Genomic DNA, 19,732 nt, shown 5'->3' with positions numbered 1-19,732 from the left:
AGCAATGATAAAAATAAACAACACAACAAATCTTAAAAACATATCAAAGTATTTTTTAGCAACCACTTTAGCACTTGGGTTGTTAAGTGCAGCTAACACAGTTATTGCCAACCAAAACTCTACGATAGACAACTACAACGACCGCTACACCCCAGAAGGTAGAAAAAAGGCAGGCAAGCGAGGCACCTACAAAAAAGATATCCATGTTTGGGTATACACCTCAGCCTTTGCCAAACGCTTTGGTATGCCAAAGCAGTGGATTGATGATGAATTAAAAGGCGCAGAAGCTTTAGCCTATCGGCTTGATTTAGATGTGTATGGCACCAAGTGTGGTTACTTCTCTGAGGTAGAAAACTGCCGACCGTCTACCGCTTGTATTGTAGATATGTATATTGATGACAAGGCAGATTTGCCTTGGAATACTGAAAATAGGTTTGATAGTCGTTATGGTAGCAAATCTATTGGCGTTCTTATTCCTCAAAATATAAAGGATGATCCAGGTTGGAGGAAACGCGCTATTAAACGAGGTCAACAATATAAGTTGGGGTTGGATCGTCTACGCATTGTATATGGTAAAAATCATCGCAATTCTTTGGGTAATTATTTTACTTTAGAATACGATAGAAACATTTATAAAAATCTAGATTATCTATCAGGTTCTTTAACTTGTCGCACTTTTGGTAAAGGTAGAAATATGAAAATTGTTGTTGAAAACCCACATTTTTTACCTAGTGGCAACATAGACTATCGCATTAAAGACACCGCACATTTAATTGATATACCTGATTCATTTATGCAAAGAATAGAAATCTACGACAAAGCCCAATACGAACCCAATAGCCTGTTTAAGGCACTAAGAGATCGTCTTAGCACGACCACAAAACCAAATCAATCAAAATAACAACGGAGAGAATGCTATGCCAACACAAAATAACAACAATCCAATCACCTACTTTGAATCAGCCCTTTTAGCAGGCGATGTTTACAAAGACCCAAATGATAGAGGTATTAATGGCTGGGAAGTAGAAGGAGACCCTAAAGATAACTTCGACTCAGGTCTACAAATCCAAAATTATCAAAATGCTAACTATCTTAACCATACTGTAATTGCCATTGCTGGCACTAATGGACTGAATGATTTGAATGATAATACATCTTTTTTAACGGGAAGTTTATCCGAGCAGTTTCAACAAGCACTCACCCATGTGGCACAAACCATTGATGCAGCTGTTAAAAACTCAGATGGTGCTAGTCAAACTGATACTTTTTCGGTAACAGGTCATTCCCTAGGGGGTGGTCTTGCCCAAATTGTTGCTTATACTTTTGGCTTAAACGGGGTTGCAATTGATGCTCCAGGTGCGGGTGCTATTGTGGCAAATAATGACTATCAAGTTTTTATTTCTTCACTTAGAGAGTCTTACCCAGATGCCTTTACCGAGGTTGCTGACACACCTAGTGTGGGTGCTAATTTCACCAACATCTCTGAGCAAGGTTCGGCAGTGAGTAGTATTGGCACACACCTAGGCGTTGAAGTAAAAATTGACGCAGTGAGTGACATTCAAACAAATGTAGGACTATTTTTAATGCGCCATCCTACAACTTTTTCACTAGGCTTAGCATTGACTGCCGATGGGTTAATAGACAATCACTCTTTAGAGGCTGCATTAGAATATATTGAACAAAATTATGAGGAAATACAGCAAGATGCTTCGGCTTTGCAATTGGAGCAATTCCAAAGCCAATTGAAAGCTTTGGCACACGAAGTTGCTCAAGGCAACCCAATCGACCAATTCACCTTCGACACCGCCACCCAAGCCCTATCCCCATGGAAAAATGGCAACATCGTAGACCTTAACGACCAAGGTGAGTTGTTTGTTAATGACCCAGATGTTGCCTTTAGTGATATTGGTGATTTGTTTGATGCAGAAGAAGCCATGCTTCAAGAACTACAAGAGGGCTTGATAACCTATGAGGAATTCAGCGCCTTCCAAGACTATGTGTTGGATTATTCCTTGGATGATTATGTTTTTGAACCTAACTATAATTTCGATGAATATACCTACGACCCAATCGGTGCTTTTTATGACTCTCAAAGTGAAGAATATGACAATGCCTTGAGTATTGCTAGTCATACAGGTGTTTTATTGGATGCCAATAACCAGGCTTTAAGCATTGCACAGCTTCAAGCGCTAGATACTAATAATGACGGACAACTCAGCACTAATGAAACCACCAGCCTCAACCTATGGACAGATCTCAATGAAGATGGGCATTTAAATACTGGCGAGTTAGTCAATTTAAGCACCCTTAACCAGCCTATTCAGCAATCTGATTATGGTTTTTATACTCAAGGCAATGGTCTTGTTGCCACTAACCAGCCTAATCAGGCTAATCAAGCAACTGAACCGACCACCCCTGATAGTAACTATCGTCATCTGCGAGATACGATTAACTTTATTGGTACATATGATGGGGTAATTTCTTGGGGTGCCGATGATATTAAAATCGATGAAGGTCGCACTCATATGCTAATCGGCACTGATGGCAATGATGCTTTTGATGTGAACTATTTTTCCAGTTACACCAGATACTTTAGCCTCAACGCACTCACTCACTTCTTAGCAGGCGATGGTAACGATCTGATGGGTGGTAGTAATAGAGCTGATAACCTTTGGGGTGGTAAAGGTAATGATGAACTATTAGGCTATGCTGGAGATGACCATATTTATGGCGAACAAGGCAATGATAAAATATTTGCTGGCGTAGGAGATGATACTGTTCATGGCGGTAGTGGCAACGATGTGATTGTTGGCTTTACTGCTAGTAATGATGCCAAGCAAACCTTAGGTGCAGGAGAAACTGACAATGACACCTTATATGGTGGCGCAGGTGATGATAGTCTGTACGGTGGGCTTGGTAACGACATTATAGATGGCGGTGCTAATGACGATGCCTTGCTAGGCGAGCAAGGCAATGATAAGCTTTGGGGTGGCACAGGTAATGATGAAATCCAAGGTAATGATGGTAATGACGAACTCATGGGTGGTGATGGTGAAGACCGCCTGTTTGGGCAAACTGGTAACGACAAGCTTTGGGGTGGTGAGGGTAATGACCTGCTATTGGGTTTTACCGCTGCTAATCAAGCTAAACAAAGCCTAAGTGCTGGTGAAACTGATGATGACTATCTAAATGGCGGTAGTGGCAATGATGTTTTAATCGCTGGCTTAGGTAGTGATAGGCTTTATGGTGGCACAGGTAATGACGAACTTCAAGGGGGCAAGGGTAATGATAAACTCTATGGCGAGGCAGGTGATGATAACCTGTTTGGTCAAGTCGGTGATGATGTTTTGTATGGTGGGGATGGTAACGATTATTTAGCTGGCTTTACTGCCAGCAATGAAGCCAAACAAACCTTAGATACAGGGGAGAGTGACAACGATCATTTATATGGTGGTGCAGGTCAAGATACTTTGGTTGGTGGCTTAGGTAATGACTACCTCGATGGTGGTGCTGATGCGGATGTTATGGTAGGCGGACAAGGTGATGACATCTATATTGTTAACAGTGTTAATGATAGTATTTATGAGCAAAGCAACCAAGGCTATGACACTGTGATATCTAGCACCAGTTATCTACTGAATGCTAACATTGAAGAGCTTAGATTACTCGAAGGCTTTAATATCCACGGTACTGGCAACGCACAAGATAATAAAATCATCGGTAATAGCAGCGACAACATCATTGATGGTGTAACCGGTGCTGATGAAATGATTGGTGGTTTGGGTGATGATACCTATTATGTTGATAACATCAATGACCAAGTGATTGAAAATGCCAATCAAGGCACAGACACTATCCAAAGTAGCATCAGTCAAACCTTAGGTGAGCATATAGAAAACCTAACTCTGCTTGATTTTTCCAAGGCGGAGAAAGGTCGGGTTGATGGTGAAGATGTTTTAGTTTATGGCTTTCCAAAACGCAATGAACTTGATTATATACAAGGTGATGCTATCGAGAATTACAAAGGCACTTGCGCTTTAACTTCAATTGCTAATTTAATCACCCAAACAGGCACACCTACAACAGAAGGTGAAGTGGTTAATGTGGCTATTAATAACAACTGGGCAATAAATGACCCTAGCCTGCCTGCTAGTCAACTGGGTGGTTCAAACTACCTACAGCAACAAGCCATTTTAAATAGCTACAATATTGACAATGATGTTATTCATGGTTACAACGAAACAGGTATTGCTAACTTGCTTCGTGGTGGTCGTGGGGTGATATTGTCAGTCAATGCAGGCAAACTATGGGACGATCAAAATTATGTTGGTAATGGCGGTGTTAATCATGCGGTAACTTTGACAGGAGCAGTGCACAGTGCCAGCACTGGTGAATTAATGGGATTTTATATCAGTGATTCAGGACGCGGGAAAATTAATGATATGACCCGTTTTGTTGATGTTGAAACTTTCAGAGAAGCGGCTGATGTTATGAATGCTTATAGTATTTATACCGAAAAAGCAGTTAAACTTTGGGATGAAAATATAGACGGTACTGGCAATAACAATGCCAATAATATTATTGGTAATCGTGGGGATAATACTCTAGATGGTTTAGCAGGTGATGACACTATACGAGCGGAGGCTGGCAATGATGTCATTACAGGCGGTTTAGGTGATGACATTTTGGACGGTGGCAGAGGTAATGATACTTATCATTTTAATTTAGGTGATGGCAATGATACTATTATTGACACTCAGGGTGTGGACACTATTGTATTTGGAGAAGGCATACAAATTGCTGATGTTACTGTTACGACAAATGGAAGTGACTTATTACTTACTATAAATGCTCAAAATAGCATTTTGTTAAAAAATACCGCAGAAAATAGAGTAATTGAACGAATTATGTTTACCGATGACAGTGTATGGCACATTAATACGGCTGGGAATGATTTTAATTCAGGCGTAAGAGGGCGTATTTACCTACAAGGAGATGCAATAGAAGGACAAACTTTAACGCTAACAAATACTTTATCTGATGCTGATGGTATAGGTGAGTTAAGCCACCAATGGCAATACTCAACTGATGGACAAACTTGGGTGGATATTGTTGGTGCTACGAGCAGTGAACTAACCTTAGCACAAGCGCATACTGGCAAGTATGTACGAACTGTTGCTAGTTATACCGATGATCGTGGCACTTTAGAAAGTATAACCACATATTCTAGTGCTCAAATAACAGGTGCTGATGGCAACCATATTCCTATAATTAGCGCTGATGTTAGGCTAGATGATGGCTTGCAAGATAAGGATGTATTAATCACCACAGCACAATTATTAGCCAATGCTAGTGATATTGATGGTGATGATTTAACTATTATCAATTTAAGTGTAATTGGCGATAATGCCAGCATAACTAACAATAATGATGGCACTTGGACTCTAACTCCAAATGCTAATTTTAATGGTCAAGTGCAGTTGAGTTATAAGGTTAGCGATACTCACTCTAGTGTTAGTGCAAATGCTGGGGTTAACATCCTTCCAATTAATCACCTGCCAACTGTGAGCGGCGTGGTGAGCCTAGCAGGTACCGAAGATCAAAATTTAACTATCACCAGCGCACAATTACTAGCTAATGTTAGTGATATTGATGGTGATGATTTAACTGTTATCAATCTGAGTGTTGTTGGTGATAATGCCGCTCTAACAGTTAATAATGATGGCACTTGGAGCCTAACGCCGAATGCTAATTTTAATGGTCAAATAGAGTTAAATTATGATATTAGTGATGCTAGGGCAACAATTAGCAGTAGTGCCAATATTGACATAACTCCAGTTAACGATGCCCCAATCATTAGTGCTATTGTCAATCTATCAGGTGCTAAAGATAGAAATGTAAACATCACCACTACGCAATTACTAACTAATGTTAGTGACATCGAAGGTGATGATTTAACCGTAGTTAATTTGAGCGTAGTTGGTAATAATGGCATCCTAACAGTTAATAATAATGGTACTTGGACGCTACACCCAACTACTGGGTTTCTTGGTCAAATAGAGTTAAGTTATGAGGTTAGTGATGGCGAGGCGGCAACTAGTGTAACTGTTAATGTTAATATTATTGATGCAATATTAGGCACTGATGGTGATAATAATCTAAAAGGTGGTTTTGGCAATGACAACATTATTGGACTTAAAGGTGATGATGTTTTAAAGGGTGATTTTGGTAGTGATAAATATTATTATCAAAAAGGTGATGGGAATGATATTATTGATGATTATTCTGGAGAAAATAGGTTAATTCTGGCAGATATAAATGCTGATGAAATAACTATTTCTAGATCTGGCAACGATGCCATCTTAACCATTATCTCTACAGGTGAGACTATTACTTTTAAAGGTCAATTCTTTAATGCTGCAATTAGTGTAATTGAGTTTGCAGATGGTGCTCAGTGGAGTGCTCAGGATATATCAGACAATGCATTTTATATAGGCACTGATGGTGATGATGATATAAGAGGCGGATCTGGCAATGACAAAATTATTGGGCGTAAAGGCAATGATATTTTAAATGGCAACTCTGGGAATGATAAATATTATTATCAAAAAGGTGATGGGAATGATATTATTGATGATTATTCTGGAGAAAATAGGTTAATTCTGGCAGATATAAATGCTGATGAAATAACTATTTCTAGATCTGGCAACGATGCCATCTTAACCATTATCTCTACAGGTGAGACTATTACTTTTGAAAGTCAATTCTTTAGAGCTACAATTGGTGTAATTGAGTTTGCAGATGGTTCTCAGTGGAGTGCTCAGGATATATCAGACAATACATTTTATATAGGCACTGATGGTGATGATGATATACAAGGCAGTCTTTCTAACGATAAAATTATTGGACATAAAGGCGATGATATTCTAAATGGCAGATTTGGGAATGATAAATATTATTATCAAAAAGGTGATGGGAATGATATTATTAATGATTATTCTGGAGATGATTATTTAATTTTAACTGATATAAATGCTGATGAAGTTAGCATTGTTAAATCTGGTTATAACGCTATCTTAACCATTACCCCTACAGGCGAAACTATTACTTTTAATGATCAATTTTTTACAGGTGGTTCAATTGATGTAATTGAGTTTTCAGATGGCACTCAGTGGAGTGCTCAAGATATTTTAAATGCGGTTAATGATGCCCCAATTGTCAGTGCTAATGTCAGTCTAACAACCAATGAAGACCAAGTACTCACTATCACCACAGCACAACTGCTTGCTAATGCCAGCGATGTTGATGGTGATGCGTTAAGTGTGGCTAATCTTTCTGTTGTTGGTAGCAATGCCAGTCTGATTGATAACCAAGATGGTACTTGGACACTAACCCCAAATGCTGACTTCAATGGTCAACTACAACTGAGCTATGAGATTAGTGATGGCACAGCAACTATTACCAGTGCTGTAGATGTGGTGGTTACTACGGTTAATGTCACTCCTAGCGACATTGCTGACAATACCAGCACCACAGGCGAACTAACGCTAAATGATGTTATTATAGGCGATATTGAAACAGCCAACGATACAGACTGGTTCCGTATTGTCTTAGAAGCCAATATAAACTATCAAATTAACCTAGAAGGCTCTCCTACCAGTGCAGGCACATTAAGTGATACTTATTTGCGTGGCATTTATGATGCTAATGGTAATATGATAAATAGCACAACCAATGACGATGGTGGGCAATTATCTAACTCACAACTTGACTTTAACACAACAGAATCTGGCACTTACTATGTCTCTGCTGGAGCCTTTAGTTCAAATACAGGTACTTATTCACTGAGTATTGATGATATGAGTGTTATTTGATAGAAAATGTATTAGTGGTGTAATACTACATTACCTCAGTCTTTCTTAGTGACATCCCATACTTTATTTGAACTTTGTCCGATTTTATTACCAACTTCTTAGGCTTTCTCACTGCCTGTGGTATTCCACCAATTTTTAGTAGCGCTCCATGTCTTGTTTGAGCCTTCGCTGATTTTATTGCCAATTTTTGTGGCGGTGTTGCTGCCAGTTTGTTGGCAACAATATAACGGATGCTTGATCGTTGCTTGTTGTCTTGCTTTTGTACTTTGGTTAAAGGTGTAATGGTCTAACAATCTTGGACACAAAGATAGCCTTATAATACCAAACCATAAGGAGGTCAAAATGACACAAATAACCAAACCAAGAAAAGAACGTACTAACTTTACCATTGAACAGAAATTGGCACAACAAGTCCATCACGAGAGTGTTTTTGCTGATATGCCGTTTAGCAGAATTAAGTTTAGTGCATTTTATGACAAGATTATTAATAAAAAGGCAATATGTTTGGTCGCTCGTATTGGTGATAAGATTGTTGGTTTTATTTACGCAACACTTGGTAGTTACTTTATTGCCGATTCACGCCCTATAGCAACTGTTAGTGTTATCTATATTAAGAAACAAATTCGTGATACATTGGCAGGTGGAAAAGTCGCTATGCGTTTAGTTAAGTCTGCAAAGAAATTTGCCAAAGATCATGGTGTGTCTCATTTATTATTTCATGTAACATCAGGCATCAGTATTGCCAATACTGATAGATTTTTTAGAAAAATAGGGGCAAAAACTTTAGGGGGTAATTATGCGTTTAAGTTATAAAAGTCTTAACGAGAGCGTAAATTAAACTGTGTAAATCCGCCTTTTCACTCTTAACTATTTCTCGTATTTTTCCATAATCTCATCAAAAAATATACATAATTGAGGGTAAATCTCACCCCAGTTTCTAACTCTAGTTCTTTGCCATTTTTCCTGTATTTGTTGTGTTGCCAAGTATACCATTTTAAGCGCTGATCCTTGTGTTGGGAATGAGCCCTTAGATTTAGTTTTCTTCTTGATAATAGCATTTAATGATTCTATTGGGTTAGTTGTGTATATCAATGTTCTAACGCTTTGCGGATACTTAAAGAATGTTGATAGCTCACTCCAATGGTTATGCCATGATTTGGCAATATTAGGGTATTTTTTATCCCAAATATGTTTAAATTCATCTAGTGATAATAATGCCTGCTCTTCGTTTAAAGCCGTGTAAACAGCTTTTAAATCTTTAGCAACTGCCTTTGTGTCTTTCCAAGACACAAATCTTAGCGATGAGCGGATTTGGTGAACAATGCAGCGCTGAACCTCAGCTTTTGGGTAAACAGCCTCTATTGCTTTATTAAAGCCATTTAATCCATCAATAGCAAAGATTAAAACATCGTTAATACCACGCTTTTTAATATCGTTTAACACTGTGAGCCAGTACTTAGATGTTTCGTTTTCACCTATCCAAAATCCAATAATCTCTTTTTTACCTTCAAGACTTACACCCAGCATAATATACACAGCAATGTTTTTAACCACAGAATCAATCTTGATTTTAAGTACGGTAGCATCCATAAATATGATGGGATAAATCGCCTCTAAAGGACGATGCTGCCACTCATCTACCTTAACCATAATCTTCTCGGTAATGTTGGATATGGTGGTGGTAGATAGCTCATAACCATACAAATCATCAAGATGATTTTGAATGTCTCTAACGCTCATGCCTTTGGTATAAAGAGACAAGATTAAATCCTCACTGCCGTCTAAAATGACTTCACGCTTTTTGACTAGTTGTGGCTCAAAACTGGCTTGCCTATCTCTGGGGATGGCGACATCTATATTGCCATACTTGGATTTTAAAGTCTTTTTGTTATGCCCATTGCGATAATTACGACCGTCGTTATCTTTTAGTGATAACTGATTTTTTTGATAGCCAAGATGGCTTGATAGTTCTTCTTCGCTAGCAGTTTGAATAACCTCTCGCATTATGTTTTTAAATTCATCTGCGATGTTATCAAGGGAGGTAAATTCCCCTGTTTGGATTTGTCTTTTTAGTTCGTTGTGGTTGATTAAACTCATTTGTGTTTCTCCTTGTATTTTTAATGCTTTTGATTTTATAGGATCAAAAGCTTTTTAAGGATTTACACAGTTTAATTTACGCTCTCGGTCTGAATGAATGACGGCTAGTACTGCAAAGGTCTATTTATAAGTAAAAAAAATCGCCCTCATCTTTTAGCAAGCAATAAAAAACCTCCAAAAGGAGGTTTTTTATTAATAGGTAATAATAGGTTGTTACATATAAAGGTTATGGTTTGAACCATCACATTCATCAAAATAAGTTGCCGCACCTGCAAATTCAACGCCATCAATGAAGTCGTCTTTACTATAGCCAAATAAATCAACAGTCATCTCACAAGCAATAAATTTAACATCAAATTCTTGACACATAGCACGAAGTTCATCTAATTTTGCAACGCCATTTTTTTTCATGGTTTTTTTCATTAAATAAGTTGCTAAGTGCTCTGTGAATGGCAAAGACCAAAAAATATTTGGAATTTTAGGGCCAAAGTCAATTTTTTGTAGCCATTTAGGACCCATAGGGAGTTTCATTGGCATAGCAGGGTTTCCCATAGGAGAGACCCGTAACTTAGAAGTGTCTTTAAGTAAAAGATTAAGTCCATAAAAAGTAAAGAAGATAGTCACTTCTTTATCCATTGCCACGCCAGTAGAGGCAATAATAAAAGGTGGAAACGCCCAATCAAAAGTACCTTTAGTAGCGATAATTGTCATTTTTTTGCTGTCTGACATAATAAATCTCCCCGTTTAGAATTTTATTTTAAGCCTTCTCAATAGTAAAGACATATTTACCACTGTCTTCTACTGTTGAAATAAGTTTGTTACCTGTTTGATTGCAAAAAGCCTCAATATCTTTTACTGAACCAGCATCGGTCGAGATTACATCTAAGATTTTGCCTGTATCCATTTTGGATAGTGCTTTCTTAGTTTTTAAAATTGGTAATGGGCAGTTTAAGCCTGATGCGTCTAAAGTTTCGTCAGCCATGTTGGGACTCCTTGTTAATGTTAAATTATAAAAAACATATTAGAAATTTCTAATAAGTCCGACTATTTTATCTTATATCAGGTTGAATAGTCAAATATAATGTCATCCTATGAATAAGTTTTTTTTAACATTGTTACTAACTCCACTTTTTGCCTTTGCATTGAGCATTCCTAATTTACAGCCGATAGAATCTCTAGATGAAAAAAAGCGAGGCAGGGAATTTTTACAATTAATTTGGGGGACAGGGATAGTTATTTCCGATATTGAGACAATGACTTATCTCAAAAAATTGGGGCAAGAACTGGTGATTTATAGTGAAAATCCCAATAAACATTTTGATTTTTTCTTTTTAAAAAATGACAGTATTAATGCCTTTGCGGGTGCGTATGGCTATATTGGCGTGCATACGGGGATGTTGTTAAGTTCAGATACCGAGGCTGAATTAGCGGGTGTGCTTGCACACGAGATATCGCATGTAACGCAAAATCATTTGGTGCGTTACGCCAAAAAAGCGAGCAAAAATAATTATTTGATGTTGGCAGGTGTACTGGCTGCGGCGTTGGTTGATAATAACAAAGCATCGGAGGCTATTTTTTCTACCACCATTGCTGGCGTGTTGCAACAAGGGATTAACTTTACCCGTGAGCATGAATGGGAGGCAGACAGAATTGGCACGGCTATGCTGAAAAAATCGGGATTTAACCCACAAGGAATGGCAAATTTCTTTAAAAAATTAAAAGACGATGCGAACGCCCAAGAATTTTTACAATCCCATCCGCTTAGCATTAATCGAATTGCCGACAGTTTGCAACGCTCAGCTCGGTCTGGGAAAGGCGATCGTAAAGATTCGTTTGCGTATGCGGTGATTAAGGCCAAATTGTATTATCAAGATAAACATAAAATTAAACCTGAAAAAGATCAAGCAATTACTAAATATATGCAGGCTTATCAGGCGTTTGAAAAAGAGGAGTATGTAAAGGCTAAAAAATATGTTGATAAACTATTGGCCATTAATGGCACCAAACCTAGTAATATTTTGGCGGGACGCATTGCTTCTAAAATGGGTAATATTAAGTTGTCGCAGCAATATTTTGCTAAAAATAGGATAACAGAAGAGGATGAGGCTAGTCTTTATTATTCTGCTAAAGCCTATTTAGACAACCATCAATACCATTCAGGCATTGCTATTTTAAAGCCATTTTTACGCATCAATCAAGGCAGTTATGAGACTTATAAACTGTTGGCATTGCTTTATGTCAAGCAAGGTAGTGAAGGGCGTTCGCACATTCAAAGTGCCAAAGCCTTGGTCGTGCAAGGTGAATTGGATAAGGCAATTGGGCATTATGAGCGTGCAAAAATGCTGGTCGGTTCTCAGGATTTATACGATATTATTACCGTCAAAATTAACGAATTACAACAGACGATAGACTTATTTAAGCCGTAACTACACGAACCCCATTCGGCGTGCCGAGTAGTAAAACATCCGCAGGGCTATTTGCAAATAAACCGTTGGTTACAACGCCGACAATGCTATTAAGTTCTGTTTCCATTGCCTTTGGGTCGGTAATTTTTAAATCACTGATGTCTAAAATCAAGTTGCCATTATCGGTGGTAAATTCTCTGAGTTTTATCGTGCCACCAATGCGTTTGCTGATTTCACGACTGACATAATTGGCACTCATCGGAATAACTTCCACAGGCAATGGGAAGTCACCCATCACGGCAACTAACTTGGATTCGTCAGCAATACAGACAAATTTATCAGCTACCGACGCCACAATTTTTTCCCGCGTGAGTGCACCGCCGCCGCCTTTAATTAGGTTGAGCCCATCATCAGATTCATCAGCACCATCGATATAAACTGACATTTTTTCCACATCATTTAAGTCAAAAACTGTAATTCCATGCGATTTTAAACGCTCAGCCGTGGCTTCAGAGCTTGCTACTGTGCCTTTTATCTGGTCTTTTATCGTTGCCAAAGCATCAATAAAAAAATTTGCCGTTGAACCCGTTCCAACCCCTATAATGGTGTCTTTAACGATATAGTTTAATGCCTCAATTGCAACTGCTTGTTTCATTTCATCTTGTGTCATAATATTCCCCTAAGTAATTGACGACATTATACATATATGAAAACCTTTTATTAACCCAGAACAACTTATGAAACACATAAAGCAGCCTTTTTTCCACTCAGAAACTCGTCAAATAACTGTAGTTTTGTTGCCTTGTTGCCGTCATTGAAATTTGTTGTCCCATGGGCTATATCTCAACCCTTGTTATTACCAAAAAAATTAATCACACTTGGCGACCATATTAAAAAGAAAAGAATGCAAAGCAAGCTCTCTCAAAAGCAATTGACTCAATTACTTCATGTTTGCACTCCAACTATTCTACATTGGGAAAAGAATCAAACTAAAAGTATCTCAACAAAACATCGTGAGAAAATTACAGAATTTTTGAAATATTGTCCGCTAATTTAAGCGTTGATTTTTACAATTAACTTTTGTGCTATTTTGTAAAATTTTTCTTTCTTTAAATCATCCTTGCTTAATTTATTAATATTTTTCATAAAGGCTTGTCGTATCTCTTTTTTCTCAGTCTCTTTAAATGGCTTTTTTTAGTTTTTGAATTTTTTTCTTTAACTGTTCCATTAGAGGTTTATTATCGTCAAATGATATATTGAGAGACCTTTGCATAAATATGAATAATCATCAAAACGCCATCTTTCATCAAATTACAAACTTTTTAAAAACACCCTTAGCCCTGCTAGGAGGGGATTTAAAAAATTTCCAATTTAATAAAATCTGTCATTTTGCTAATCATCCCTATTTATGCAAAGGTCTCCTCTGGCAATTTGTTTCTCTAATGCCTCATCACTTAGGCCGTGCCAAGCTTGAAGAATGAGAATCTTGAACATCATTAGTGGTGGGTAGCTGGGTGCACCTCGCTTGGATGAATACAGGTTTGAAAGTGTTTGTTCTATCTCAGGCCAATTGATAATGTTATGCACATCGTCTAGTTCCGATAGGGATTTGTGTTCAACGACAAGAGAATCTGAGAATGAGTTTTAGGCTGTTTGTTTCCAGGACATTTTTTTGATTTTTGTGGCTGTTTTTAGATGGGTGTTGTTTTACCATGTTGGTGGGTTTGGGTTGATTTATGCAAAGGTCTCACGATGGGTTTTATTGAATTGTCAATTTTGACTTAAACTTATTTTTAAAGTCGTTTTCATTACTGTGATTATAAAACTCTAAGCCGATAATTTTGTATTCATCGTTGCTATAAGTTGTTGTGTTGTTTACACCAGTTAATGTCTTGTAATTGTTCTCAATTTCCAATAAAAAATCCTCTTTCCATTCATCTGCTTGTTGTAAGTGCACCCCTTTAGGTTCTATGAAGAATTGATAATGACATTGATTTGCCTTATTTTGACTAAGTAAAACAAAATCAGGCTCAAATCTTCTGCCTTGTGCAAAATCATACAAAGCAAAGTGCCTCTCATTTCTGATTAAACACACATTGTCGTAATTATGGCGTATGTCGTCAATAATTGTGTGAATAAGTTCAATTAGCTTTTCCTCTTCGCTAGTGCCGTAAAACTTCTCAAACACAAACCAATCGTGGGCTATTTCTTGTATTTGTTTTTCTTTATCTTGAGGTATTAGCAAAGTTTTTTCTGTAAAAACTTCCTGTGCAGAATGAGGGTAAAAAACCTTAGTGCCTTCAAACTCAACAGCATTGCCTTTTATTTCTGCCTCTAGTGCATTTAAAAACGAGTTAGCGATTGCTAACTTTTGTTCACTAGATAAATTGCTGGCATCACCTGTTATGTTTATTTCAAATCCGCCTAGATAATCACCACCTAAAAAATCCTTGATAGAGTTTAAATTAGGAAAGGTTTTTATTAGGCTATTAAAAGCAAAAGTGTCAAATCCTAATAGGGCATTTTTAATAATGTTCACCCCCAATAACTCTATTAACCTATAACTTTTATTGGCTTTATCGGCTTGCTTTGTATCGTCATCAAAAATTTCATTTAAACTGCCTTTACCGCTTTGTAATTCATAAGAGAAATTAGTTTTAGCAATACCAAAATCAGCCATATTCTTAACGGTGTTGTACTTTTTGACAATTCTATTGTTTTTAAAAATTAACTTATTTTTAAAATGGCTATTGTCTTTGACGCCTGATTTTAACTCTAACTTTAGTTCTATTGGCTCTTGTCCTTCTTTTGCTAATAATCCCTGTTCTACCAATGCTTGTTTAATTTCACTAATATATTGACTTTCATTACTGCTATGAAAATACAATTCTTCTAAAATCCTTAATTCGTTATCAATATCCATGTCAAACTTTCTCACATATGGATTATCATCAGAATTTATTTTAAAAGCACAATACCTTGCGCCTCTGCCTATTAATTGCGCTTCTTGAGTAGTTTTTTTGCTGATTTTTTTGCCTTGACTGCCACCTTTTGCTTGCCCCTCATACAAACGCACAATATCAAACAGGTTTAACACATCCCAACCTTCATTAAGTTTGTCAACGGTAAAAATTGCTCTAATGCTGTTATTTTTATCTTCTAAATTATTAAGTCGTTTTTGATTAAGTTCTAATTCTTTATCGCTATTGGTGCAAAGGCATTTTTTTTCATCAAAGGCGATTTTTATTTTTTCAATGAGTAAATTTAAACCAATATCATTTTTATCAAAAAAATCAAAGGCTTGTGTTAAAACCTTGATATCAGTTTGACTTTTTATCGCCTCCAAACCGCTAACTTCTAGATTGTCAATTAGTGTGTGAAAAAGTGCTTGATTGTCTTTACTTTCAGCGATTTTAGATGACTTAAATAACACCACAGGTTTGATGTTTAGCTTGTAATTAATCGCTATTTGCTCACGATACATTGAAACTACCAATGCTTGTAATATGCGTGTTGGTTTATCGGTATCGCTTTTAAATAGGTTGATTTTCTTACTAAAACCGTCTTCAACAAAGTTTTTTAAATCATATTGATAGATGATTTTATCTAGGTATTTTTCTCTAATATCCTTGTTGTCTAGCTCTATCGTGGCACTAAATTCTAACAGAATATTATCTTTATGAGCTTTAAAGATTTTTTCTACTGTGTTTTCCCAACTGGCTTTAGGGTTGCCGTCTTTGTCAAATAATTCGGTTTGTTTTTTAGTGCTGGCATTAATATGATGGGCTTCATCGGCAATCAAAGCTATTTTATTTTCTTTAAAATCTTCAATAGTCAGTGAGTTTTCTTTTTCATTATGAAAATTACTAAACAAGCCTTGAATAGTGGTAAAGCAGATATTAATATCATCGTGTGATGAATAAGCAAAGTTATCCACCGCCTTAATGTTTACTTGTTTATTGTTGATAGTGATTTTATCGTTAAATAGATACTTGCTAGATTGGGCGTTGATAAAGTTATCTTTGGTTTTTTCTACAATCTGCCCACGATTAACAAAAAATAAGAAGTTGCGATAGCCCATTGAATATAAATACAAAATCAACCCTGCCATCATCACCGTTTTACCGCTACCTGTTGCCATATGAAAGGCTAGATGAATATTACTTTGTGGCTTTATATAGGCTTGCGCATCATTAGTTTCATAGTATTTATAAAACCGTGTAAAGGCTTGTTTTTGATACTTTCTTAACGCTAGTTTTGGGTTAAGATTGTTATTAACAAACGGATACCTAACATCTGTTCGCAATTCTCTACCAAACTCTTTTTCTATGCCATCAAATAAAAATTTATTACTCATCTTTAACCTTTATTTGTTTGATGGCTTTATCAAAATCAGAAACATAGTTTTTGTCTTGCAAAACTCTAAACTTATCATATTCCCCATAAGCTTTTATTTGTGCTTGCAGTTTTGTAATCTTGCTGTTATCTTGCAAAATAGGGTGTCCAGATAGCTCTAAAAAACCTTGTAAAAAATCTTCCCAATCAGCCATATTCATTATTTGCTTGTTTCTCGCTTTATTTTCTGCCATATCTAGGTAAGAAGTAACAATTAATTCCAATTTCTTAATATGGGCTTGACTTAGGTAATTTTTAGCAATAGCCACATCAGATTTTAATATTTTCTCATTGGGTGCATTTTTCCAACTAGTAAGCCCCATATTTGTTTTTTTGTAATCAGCGGTGGTGTAGATAATTTCAGCAGCTGTTTTACCAGTAATCGCCCAATGTAGTTTATTTTGCACACTGGCAAAGAAATGCTGGGTAATGCTATCTTGCGAGTCATAATCAGCGGAAAGGGTGTAAATATCAGTAATTTTTTGATAAATTCTGCGCTCACTTAGGCGTATTTCACGAATGCGTTCAAGCATTTCATCAAAATAATCTTGCCCAAAGTGCTTGATTTGTTTTAATCGTTCATCATCCATCACAAAGCCCTTGATGGTGTATTCTTGCAAAATAGTATTTGCCCACTTGCGAAACTGTGTTGCACGGTAAGAATTAACCCTAAATCCTACGGCAATAATGGCAGATAGATTGTAATATTTTAGTTTTCTTGATACTTTTCTATCACCTTCGTTTCCAACTAACGAGAAATCCTCGGTAGTTGCTTTTTCAACTAATTCCCCTTCTTTGAAAATATTTTTTAAATGCAAAGAAACATTATCAGTTGAGCATTCAAATAAACTACCCATTAATTTTTGCGTTAGCCATAAAGTATCTTTGGCAAACAATACATCAATATTAACCTTGCCTGTTTCTGTTTGAAACATTACAAAGTTTGCAAACTTTTCTATATCATTTACCATAAAAATCGGTATTTAGTGTTTTGGTTTTTTCATCTACTTTTAAATCTTTATCATCAATTTCTGATAGATTTTTATACAGTTGATTTTTATTAAGAATTGAGATTAAAAATTCTTGCTGTTCGCTAAGGCTAAGCGTTTTAAATTCGCCTTTTTCTTGTGCTAATTTTTCACTTTCAACATCGTAATTTAAAAAGGCTTTATCGATTATTTCATCATAAAGTTTTAAGATGTTCTTATCCGTGGCAATAGATAATTCATCAATAAAATACTGATTGTATTTAGCAAGTTCAAAATAAATAAATTCACCGCCACCTTGCCAATTAACGCTTTTAGAAATACCGCCATTATCAAACTCAATACTTTCTAATAATTCGCCGTCTTTTTTAACGGTTTCGCCGATAACTTTTTGCATTCTTTTAACGGCAATATCCTCAATATAATCCATTTGTTCAATGCCGATATATTGCCGTCCCATTTTATGGGCTACCGCACAAGTTGTGCCACTGCCCAAGTGGTAGTCTAGGACTATATCGCCTTTTTGGGTGGATAATTCTATTATTTTTTGCAATAATTCCTCTGGTTTTGGGTGACTAAATATTTTACTCCCGAATATTTTTATAATTTCTGACGATGCATGGGTATTTAAAACACCTTGAATTAAATTTTTATGTGGTGCAGACCTTGATACTGGATTATTTTTGTTGTCAACTTTTAAATAGTTTTTATAGCAAACAGACCATCCGCTTTTTTTATCTTTTGACCTTCTAAATTCTAAAAAATTATTTTCTATTGCCCATAAAATTTTATTTTTACTCCACTTCCAAATCCAGCCATCGTTAACATATGATTTTCTGCCATTTGGGAAAGAAATGGAGCCGTCTGGACATTTAATACCAAAATTCAAAGAATCTGAATATTGAAGTCCGCCTCTATCTAAATTATCTATGTAATAAGCACCCCTTGTTTTTTCATATTTATCTTTCAATCTGTATCTATTAATATCATAAGATTTTGTGTTTTTTGTAAGAGAAAGGCTATTTTTGTTTTTAGCGTATAAAATACTAAATTCTGTAATTACAGCAATTTCTTTAGCATCAGATGCACCTGTTTTTTTCTCCCATATCATATTACAGACAAATTCATCACGTCCAAAAATCTCATCCATCAAAACCTTCAAATAAGCCTGTTCATTATCATCACACTGCACAAAAATAACCCCATCCTCACTTAACAATTCCCTTGCCACTTCAAGGCGATTTTTCATAAAAGTTAGCCAAGTTGAGTGATTAAAATTATCGTTATAATTAAAACTGTCGTTGCCTGTGTTATAAGGTGGGTCAATGTAGATGAGTTTAACTTTGCCTGCAAAATTGCTTTTCAGTGTGTGTAAGGCTAATAAATTATTGCCTTTAATAATGAGATTGTCTTTAATTGTGCCGTTTTTATCACGGGTAAATTGCACTTTAGCACTCACGCCTTTTTGGGTATATTTTTTAGCACTGGTTATCACTTTTTTATCCAAAAGGCGGTTAATCTCATCTTTGGCTAAAACCTCATTAAAAAATATCTCTTTGCGTTTTTCGTCGTCTTTACTTTGCCCGCCCTCAAGCACACAATCTTTAAATGGAAAGGATAAAACAACATCATTAATCTGCTGAATATGTTTGTTAGATATTGTTAAACCAACTTTATTAGAAAACTTAGTATAACTATCAATCAGAAAATCTTTATCATCAATATAATCAATAAACTTACGATAATTAAAGATAGTAGCATTGTCTATTTCATCAAAAAAATGTTCTTTTGTGTCTTTATCGTTTAGCAAGAGTTTAATTAAATTAGTATCGAACTTTTCGCTAGCGTCTTTAATGTTTTGCTTAAGTAAAACACCTTCTTTATCAGTGAATTTATCAAGGGTTTTTAACAGTTGCTCTAGTTGTTCGTTAAATTTCATTTTTGTTTGATATTCCAGAAATATAAATTGCATTTT

Annotated in this window: 13 protein-coding genes; 4 read left to right on the top strand and 9 right to left on the bottom strand. The window is 36.2% G+C overall.

What is annotated here, in order from left to right; all coding sequences use genetic code 11:
* Positions 1–4: 4 nt before the first annotated feature.
* Both AB8525_RS03765 and AB8525_RS03760 read left to right on the top strand, forming a co-directional pair.
* Complete coding sequence (locus tag AB8525_RS03765; protein WP_369152671.1) at positions 5–901, top strand: hypothetical protein; 897 nt, start codon at positions 5–7, stop codon at positions 899–901.
* Positions 902–917: 16 nt separating this feature from the next.
* Complete coding sequence (locus AB8525_RS03760; RefSeq protein ID WP_369178709.1) at positions 918–7,874, top strand: cadherin-like domain-containing protein; 6,957 nt, start codon at positions 918–920, stop codon at positions 7,872–7,874.
* Between the two features lie 98 nt (positions 7,875–7,972).
* Here the strand turns inward: AB8525_RS03760 and AB8525_RS03755 are convergent, their stop codons facing one another.
* A complete protein-coding gene (locus AB8525_RS03755; RefSeq protein ID WP_369150197.1) occupies positions 7,973–8,167 on the bottom strand; it encodes a hypothetical protein in 195 nt (64 codons plus the stop codon).
* Positions 8,168–8,216: 49 nt separating this feature from the next.
* On the opposite strand from AB8525_RS03755, the gene AB8525_RS03750 reads away from it, so the two are divergent.
* Positions 8,217–8,687 (top strand): N-acetyltransferase family protein, encoded by a 471-nt coding sequence (locus tag AB8525_RS03750; protein ID WP_369150196.1) that lies wholly within the window; start codon positions 8,217–8,219, stop codon positions 8,685–8,687.
* A gap of 54 nt (positions 8,688–8,741) precedes the next feature.
* Here the strand turns inward: AB8525_RS03750 and AB8525_RS03745 are convergent, their stop codons facing one another.
* From AB8525_RS03745 to AB8525_RS03735, 3 genes are all read right to left on the bottom strand, one after another.
* Entirely contained in the window at positions 8,742–9,971 is a 1,230-nt protein-coding gene (locus tag AB8525_RS03745) for an IS256 family transposase (RefSeq protein WP_369150210.1), read from the bottom strand.
* A 213-nt stretch (positions 9,972–10,184) separates the two neighbouring features.
* Positions 10,185–10,700, bottom strand: coding sequence for a DsrE/DsrF/DrsH-like family protein (locus AB8525_RS03740; RefSeq protein WP_369152668.1), 516 nt, complete (start codon positions 10,698–10,700; stop codon positions 10,185–10,187).
* A gap of 28 nt (positions 10,701–10,728) precedes the next feature.
* Positions 10,729–10,953, bottom strand: a complete 225-nt coding sequence (locus AB8525_RS03735) for a sulfurtransferase TusA family protein (RefSeq protein WP_369152666.1) — start codon at positions 10,951–10,953, stop codon at positions 10,729–10,731.
* Positions 10,954–11,062: 109 nt separating this feature from the next.
* On the opposite strand from AB8525_RS03735, the gene AB8525_RS03730 reads away from it, so the two are divergent.
* Positions 11,063–12,397 (top strand): M48 family metalloprotease, encoded by a 1,335-nt coding sequence (locus tag AB8525_RS03730; RefSeq protein ID WP_369178707.1) that lies wholly within the window; start codon positions 11,063–11,065, stop codon positions 12,395–12,397.
* Here the strand turns inward: AB8525_RS03730 and rpiA are convergent.
* From rpiA to AB8525_RS03705, 5 genes are all read right to left on the bottom strand, one after another.
* Positions 12,387–13,046: a ribose-5-phosphate isomerase RpiA gene (gene rpiA, locus AB8525_RS03725; RefSeq protein WP_369178705.1), complete on the bottom strand. Its 660-nt coding sequence runs from the start codon at positions 13,044–13,046 to the stop codon at positions 12,387–12,389. The genes AB8525_RS03730 and rpiA overlap by 11 nt on opposite strands.
* A 722-nt stretch (positions 13,047–13,768) precedes the next feature.
* A complete protein-coding gene (locus AB8525_RS03720) occupies positions 13,769–13,870 on the bottom strand; it encodes a transposase (protein WP_369179005.1) in 102 nt (33 codons plus the stop codon).
* A gap of 265 nt (positions 13,871–14,135) precedes the next feature.
* On the bottom strand, positions 14,136–16,733 hold the full coding sequence (locus AB8525_RS03715) for a DEAD/DEAH box helicase family protein (protein ID WP_369178703.1): 2,598 nt from the start codon (positions 16,731–16,733) through the stop codon (positions 14,136–14,138).
* On the bottom strand, positions 16,726–17,706 hold the full coding sequence (locus tag AB8525_RS03710) for a virulence RhuM family protein (protein WP_369152656.1): 981 nt from the start codon (positions 17,704–17,706) through the stop codon (positions 16,726–16,728). The genes AB8525_RS03715 and AB8525_RS03710 overlap by 8 nt, the downstream gene beginning before the upstream one ends.
* Before the next feature lie 25 nt (positions 17,707–17,731).
* Positions 17,732–19,729 (bottom strand): DNA methyltransferase, encoded by a 1,998-nt coding sequence (locus AB8525_RS03705; protein WP_369178701.1) that lies wholly within the window; start codon positions 19,727–19,729, stop codon positions 17,732–17,734.
* Positions 19,730–19,732: the final 3 nt, after the last annotated feature.

The sequence above is a fragment of the Candidatus Thiodubiliella endoseptemdiera genome (assembly GCF_964212635.1).
In the GTDB taxonomy this organism is placed as follows: domain Bacteria; phylum Pseudomonadota; class Gammaproteobacteria; order PS1; family Pseudothioglobaceae; genus Thiodubiliella; species Thiodubiliella endoseptemdiera.
This window is presented reverse-complemented; position numbering and strand designations above follow the sequence as displayed.

Excerpts from the sequence above, each read along its gene's own strand:
- AB8525_RS03760 (WP_369178709.1), top strand. The coding sequence starts at position 918 with ATGCCAACACAAAATAACAACAATCCAATCACCTACTTTGAATCAGCC.
- rpiA (WP_369178705.1), bottom strand. The coding sequence starts at position 13,046 with ATGACACAAGATGAAATGAAACAAGCAGTTGCAATTGAGGCATTAAAC.
- AB8525_RS03730 (WP_369178707.1), top strand. The coding sequence starts at position 11,063 with ATGAATAAGTTTTTTTTAACATTGTTACTAACTCCACTTTTTGCCTTT.
- AB8525_RS03745 (WP_369150210.1), bottom strand. The coding sequence starts at position 9,971 with ATGAGTTTAATCAACCACAACGAACTAAAAAGACAAATCCAAACAGGG.
- AB8525_RS03705 (WP_369178701.1), bottom strand. The coding sequence starts at position 19,729 with ATGCAATTTATATTTCTGGAATATCAAACAAAAATGAAATTTAACGAA.
- AB8525_RS03715 (WP_369178703.1), bottom strand. The coding sequence starts at position 16,733 with ATGAGTAATAAATTTTTATTTGATGGCATAGAAAAAGAGTTTGGTAGA.
- AB8525_RS03710 (WP_369152656.1), bottom strand. The coding sequence starts at position 17,706 with ATGTTTCAAACAGAAACAGGCAAGGTTAATATTGATGTATTGTTTGCC.
- AB8525_RS03735 (WP_369152666.1), bottom strand. The coding sequence starts at position 10,953 with ATGGCTGACGAAACTTTAGACGCATCAGGCTTAAACTGCCCATTACCA.
- AB8525_RS03750 (WP_369150196.1), top strand. The coding sequence starts at position 8,217 with ATGACACAAATAACCAAACCAAGAAAAGAACGTACTAACTTTACCATT.
- AB8525_RS03720 (WP_369179005.1), bottom strand. The coding sequence starts at position 13,870 with ATGTTCAAGATTCTCATTCTTCAAGCTTGGCACGGCCTAAGTGATGAG.
- AB8525_RS03765 (WP_369152671.1), top strand. The coding sequence starts at position 5 with ATGATAAAAATAAACAACACAACAAATCTTAAAAACATATCAAAGTAT.
- AB8525_RS03740 (WP_369152668.1), bottom strand. The coding sequence starts at position 10,700 with ATGTCAGACAGCAAAAAAATGACAATTATCGCTACTAAAGGTACTTTT.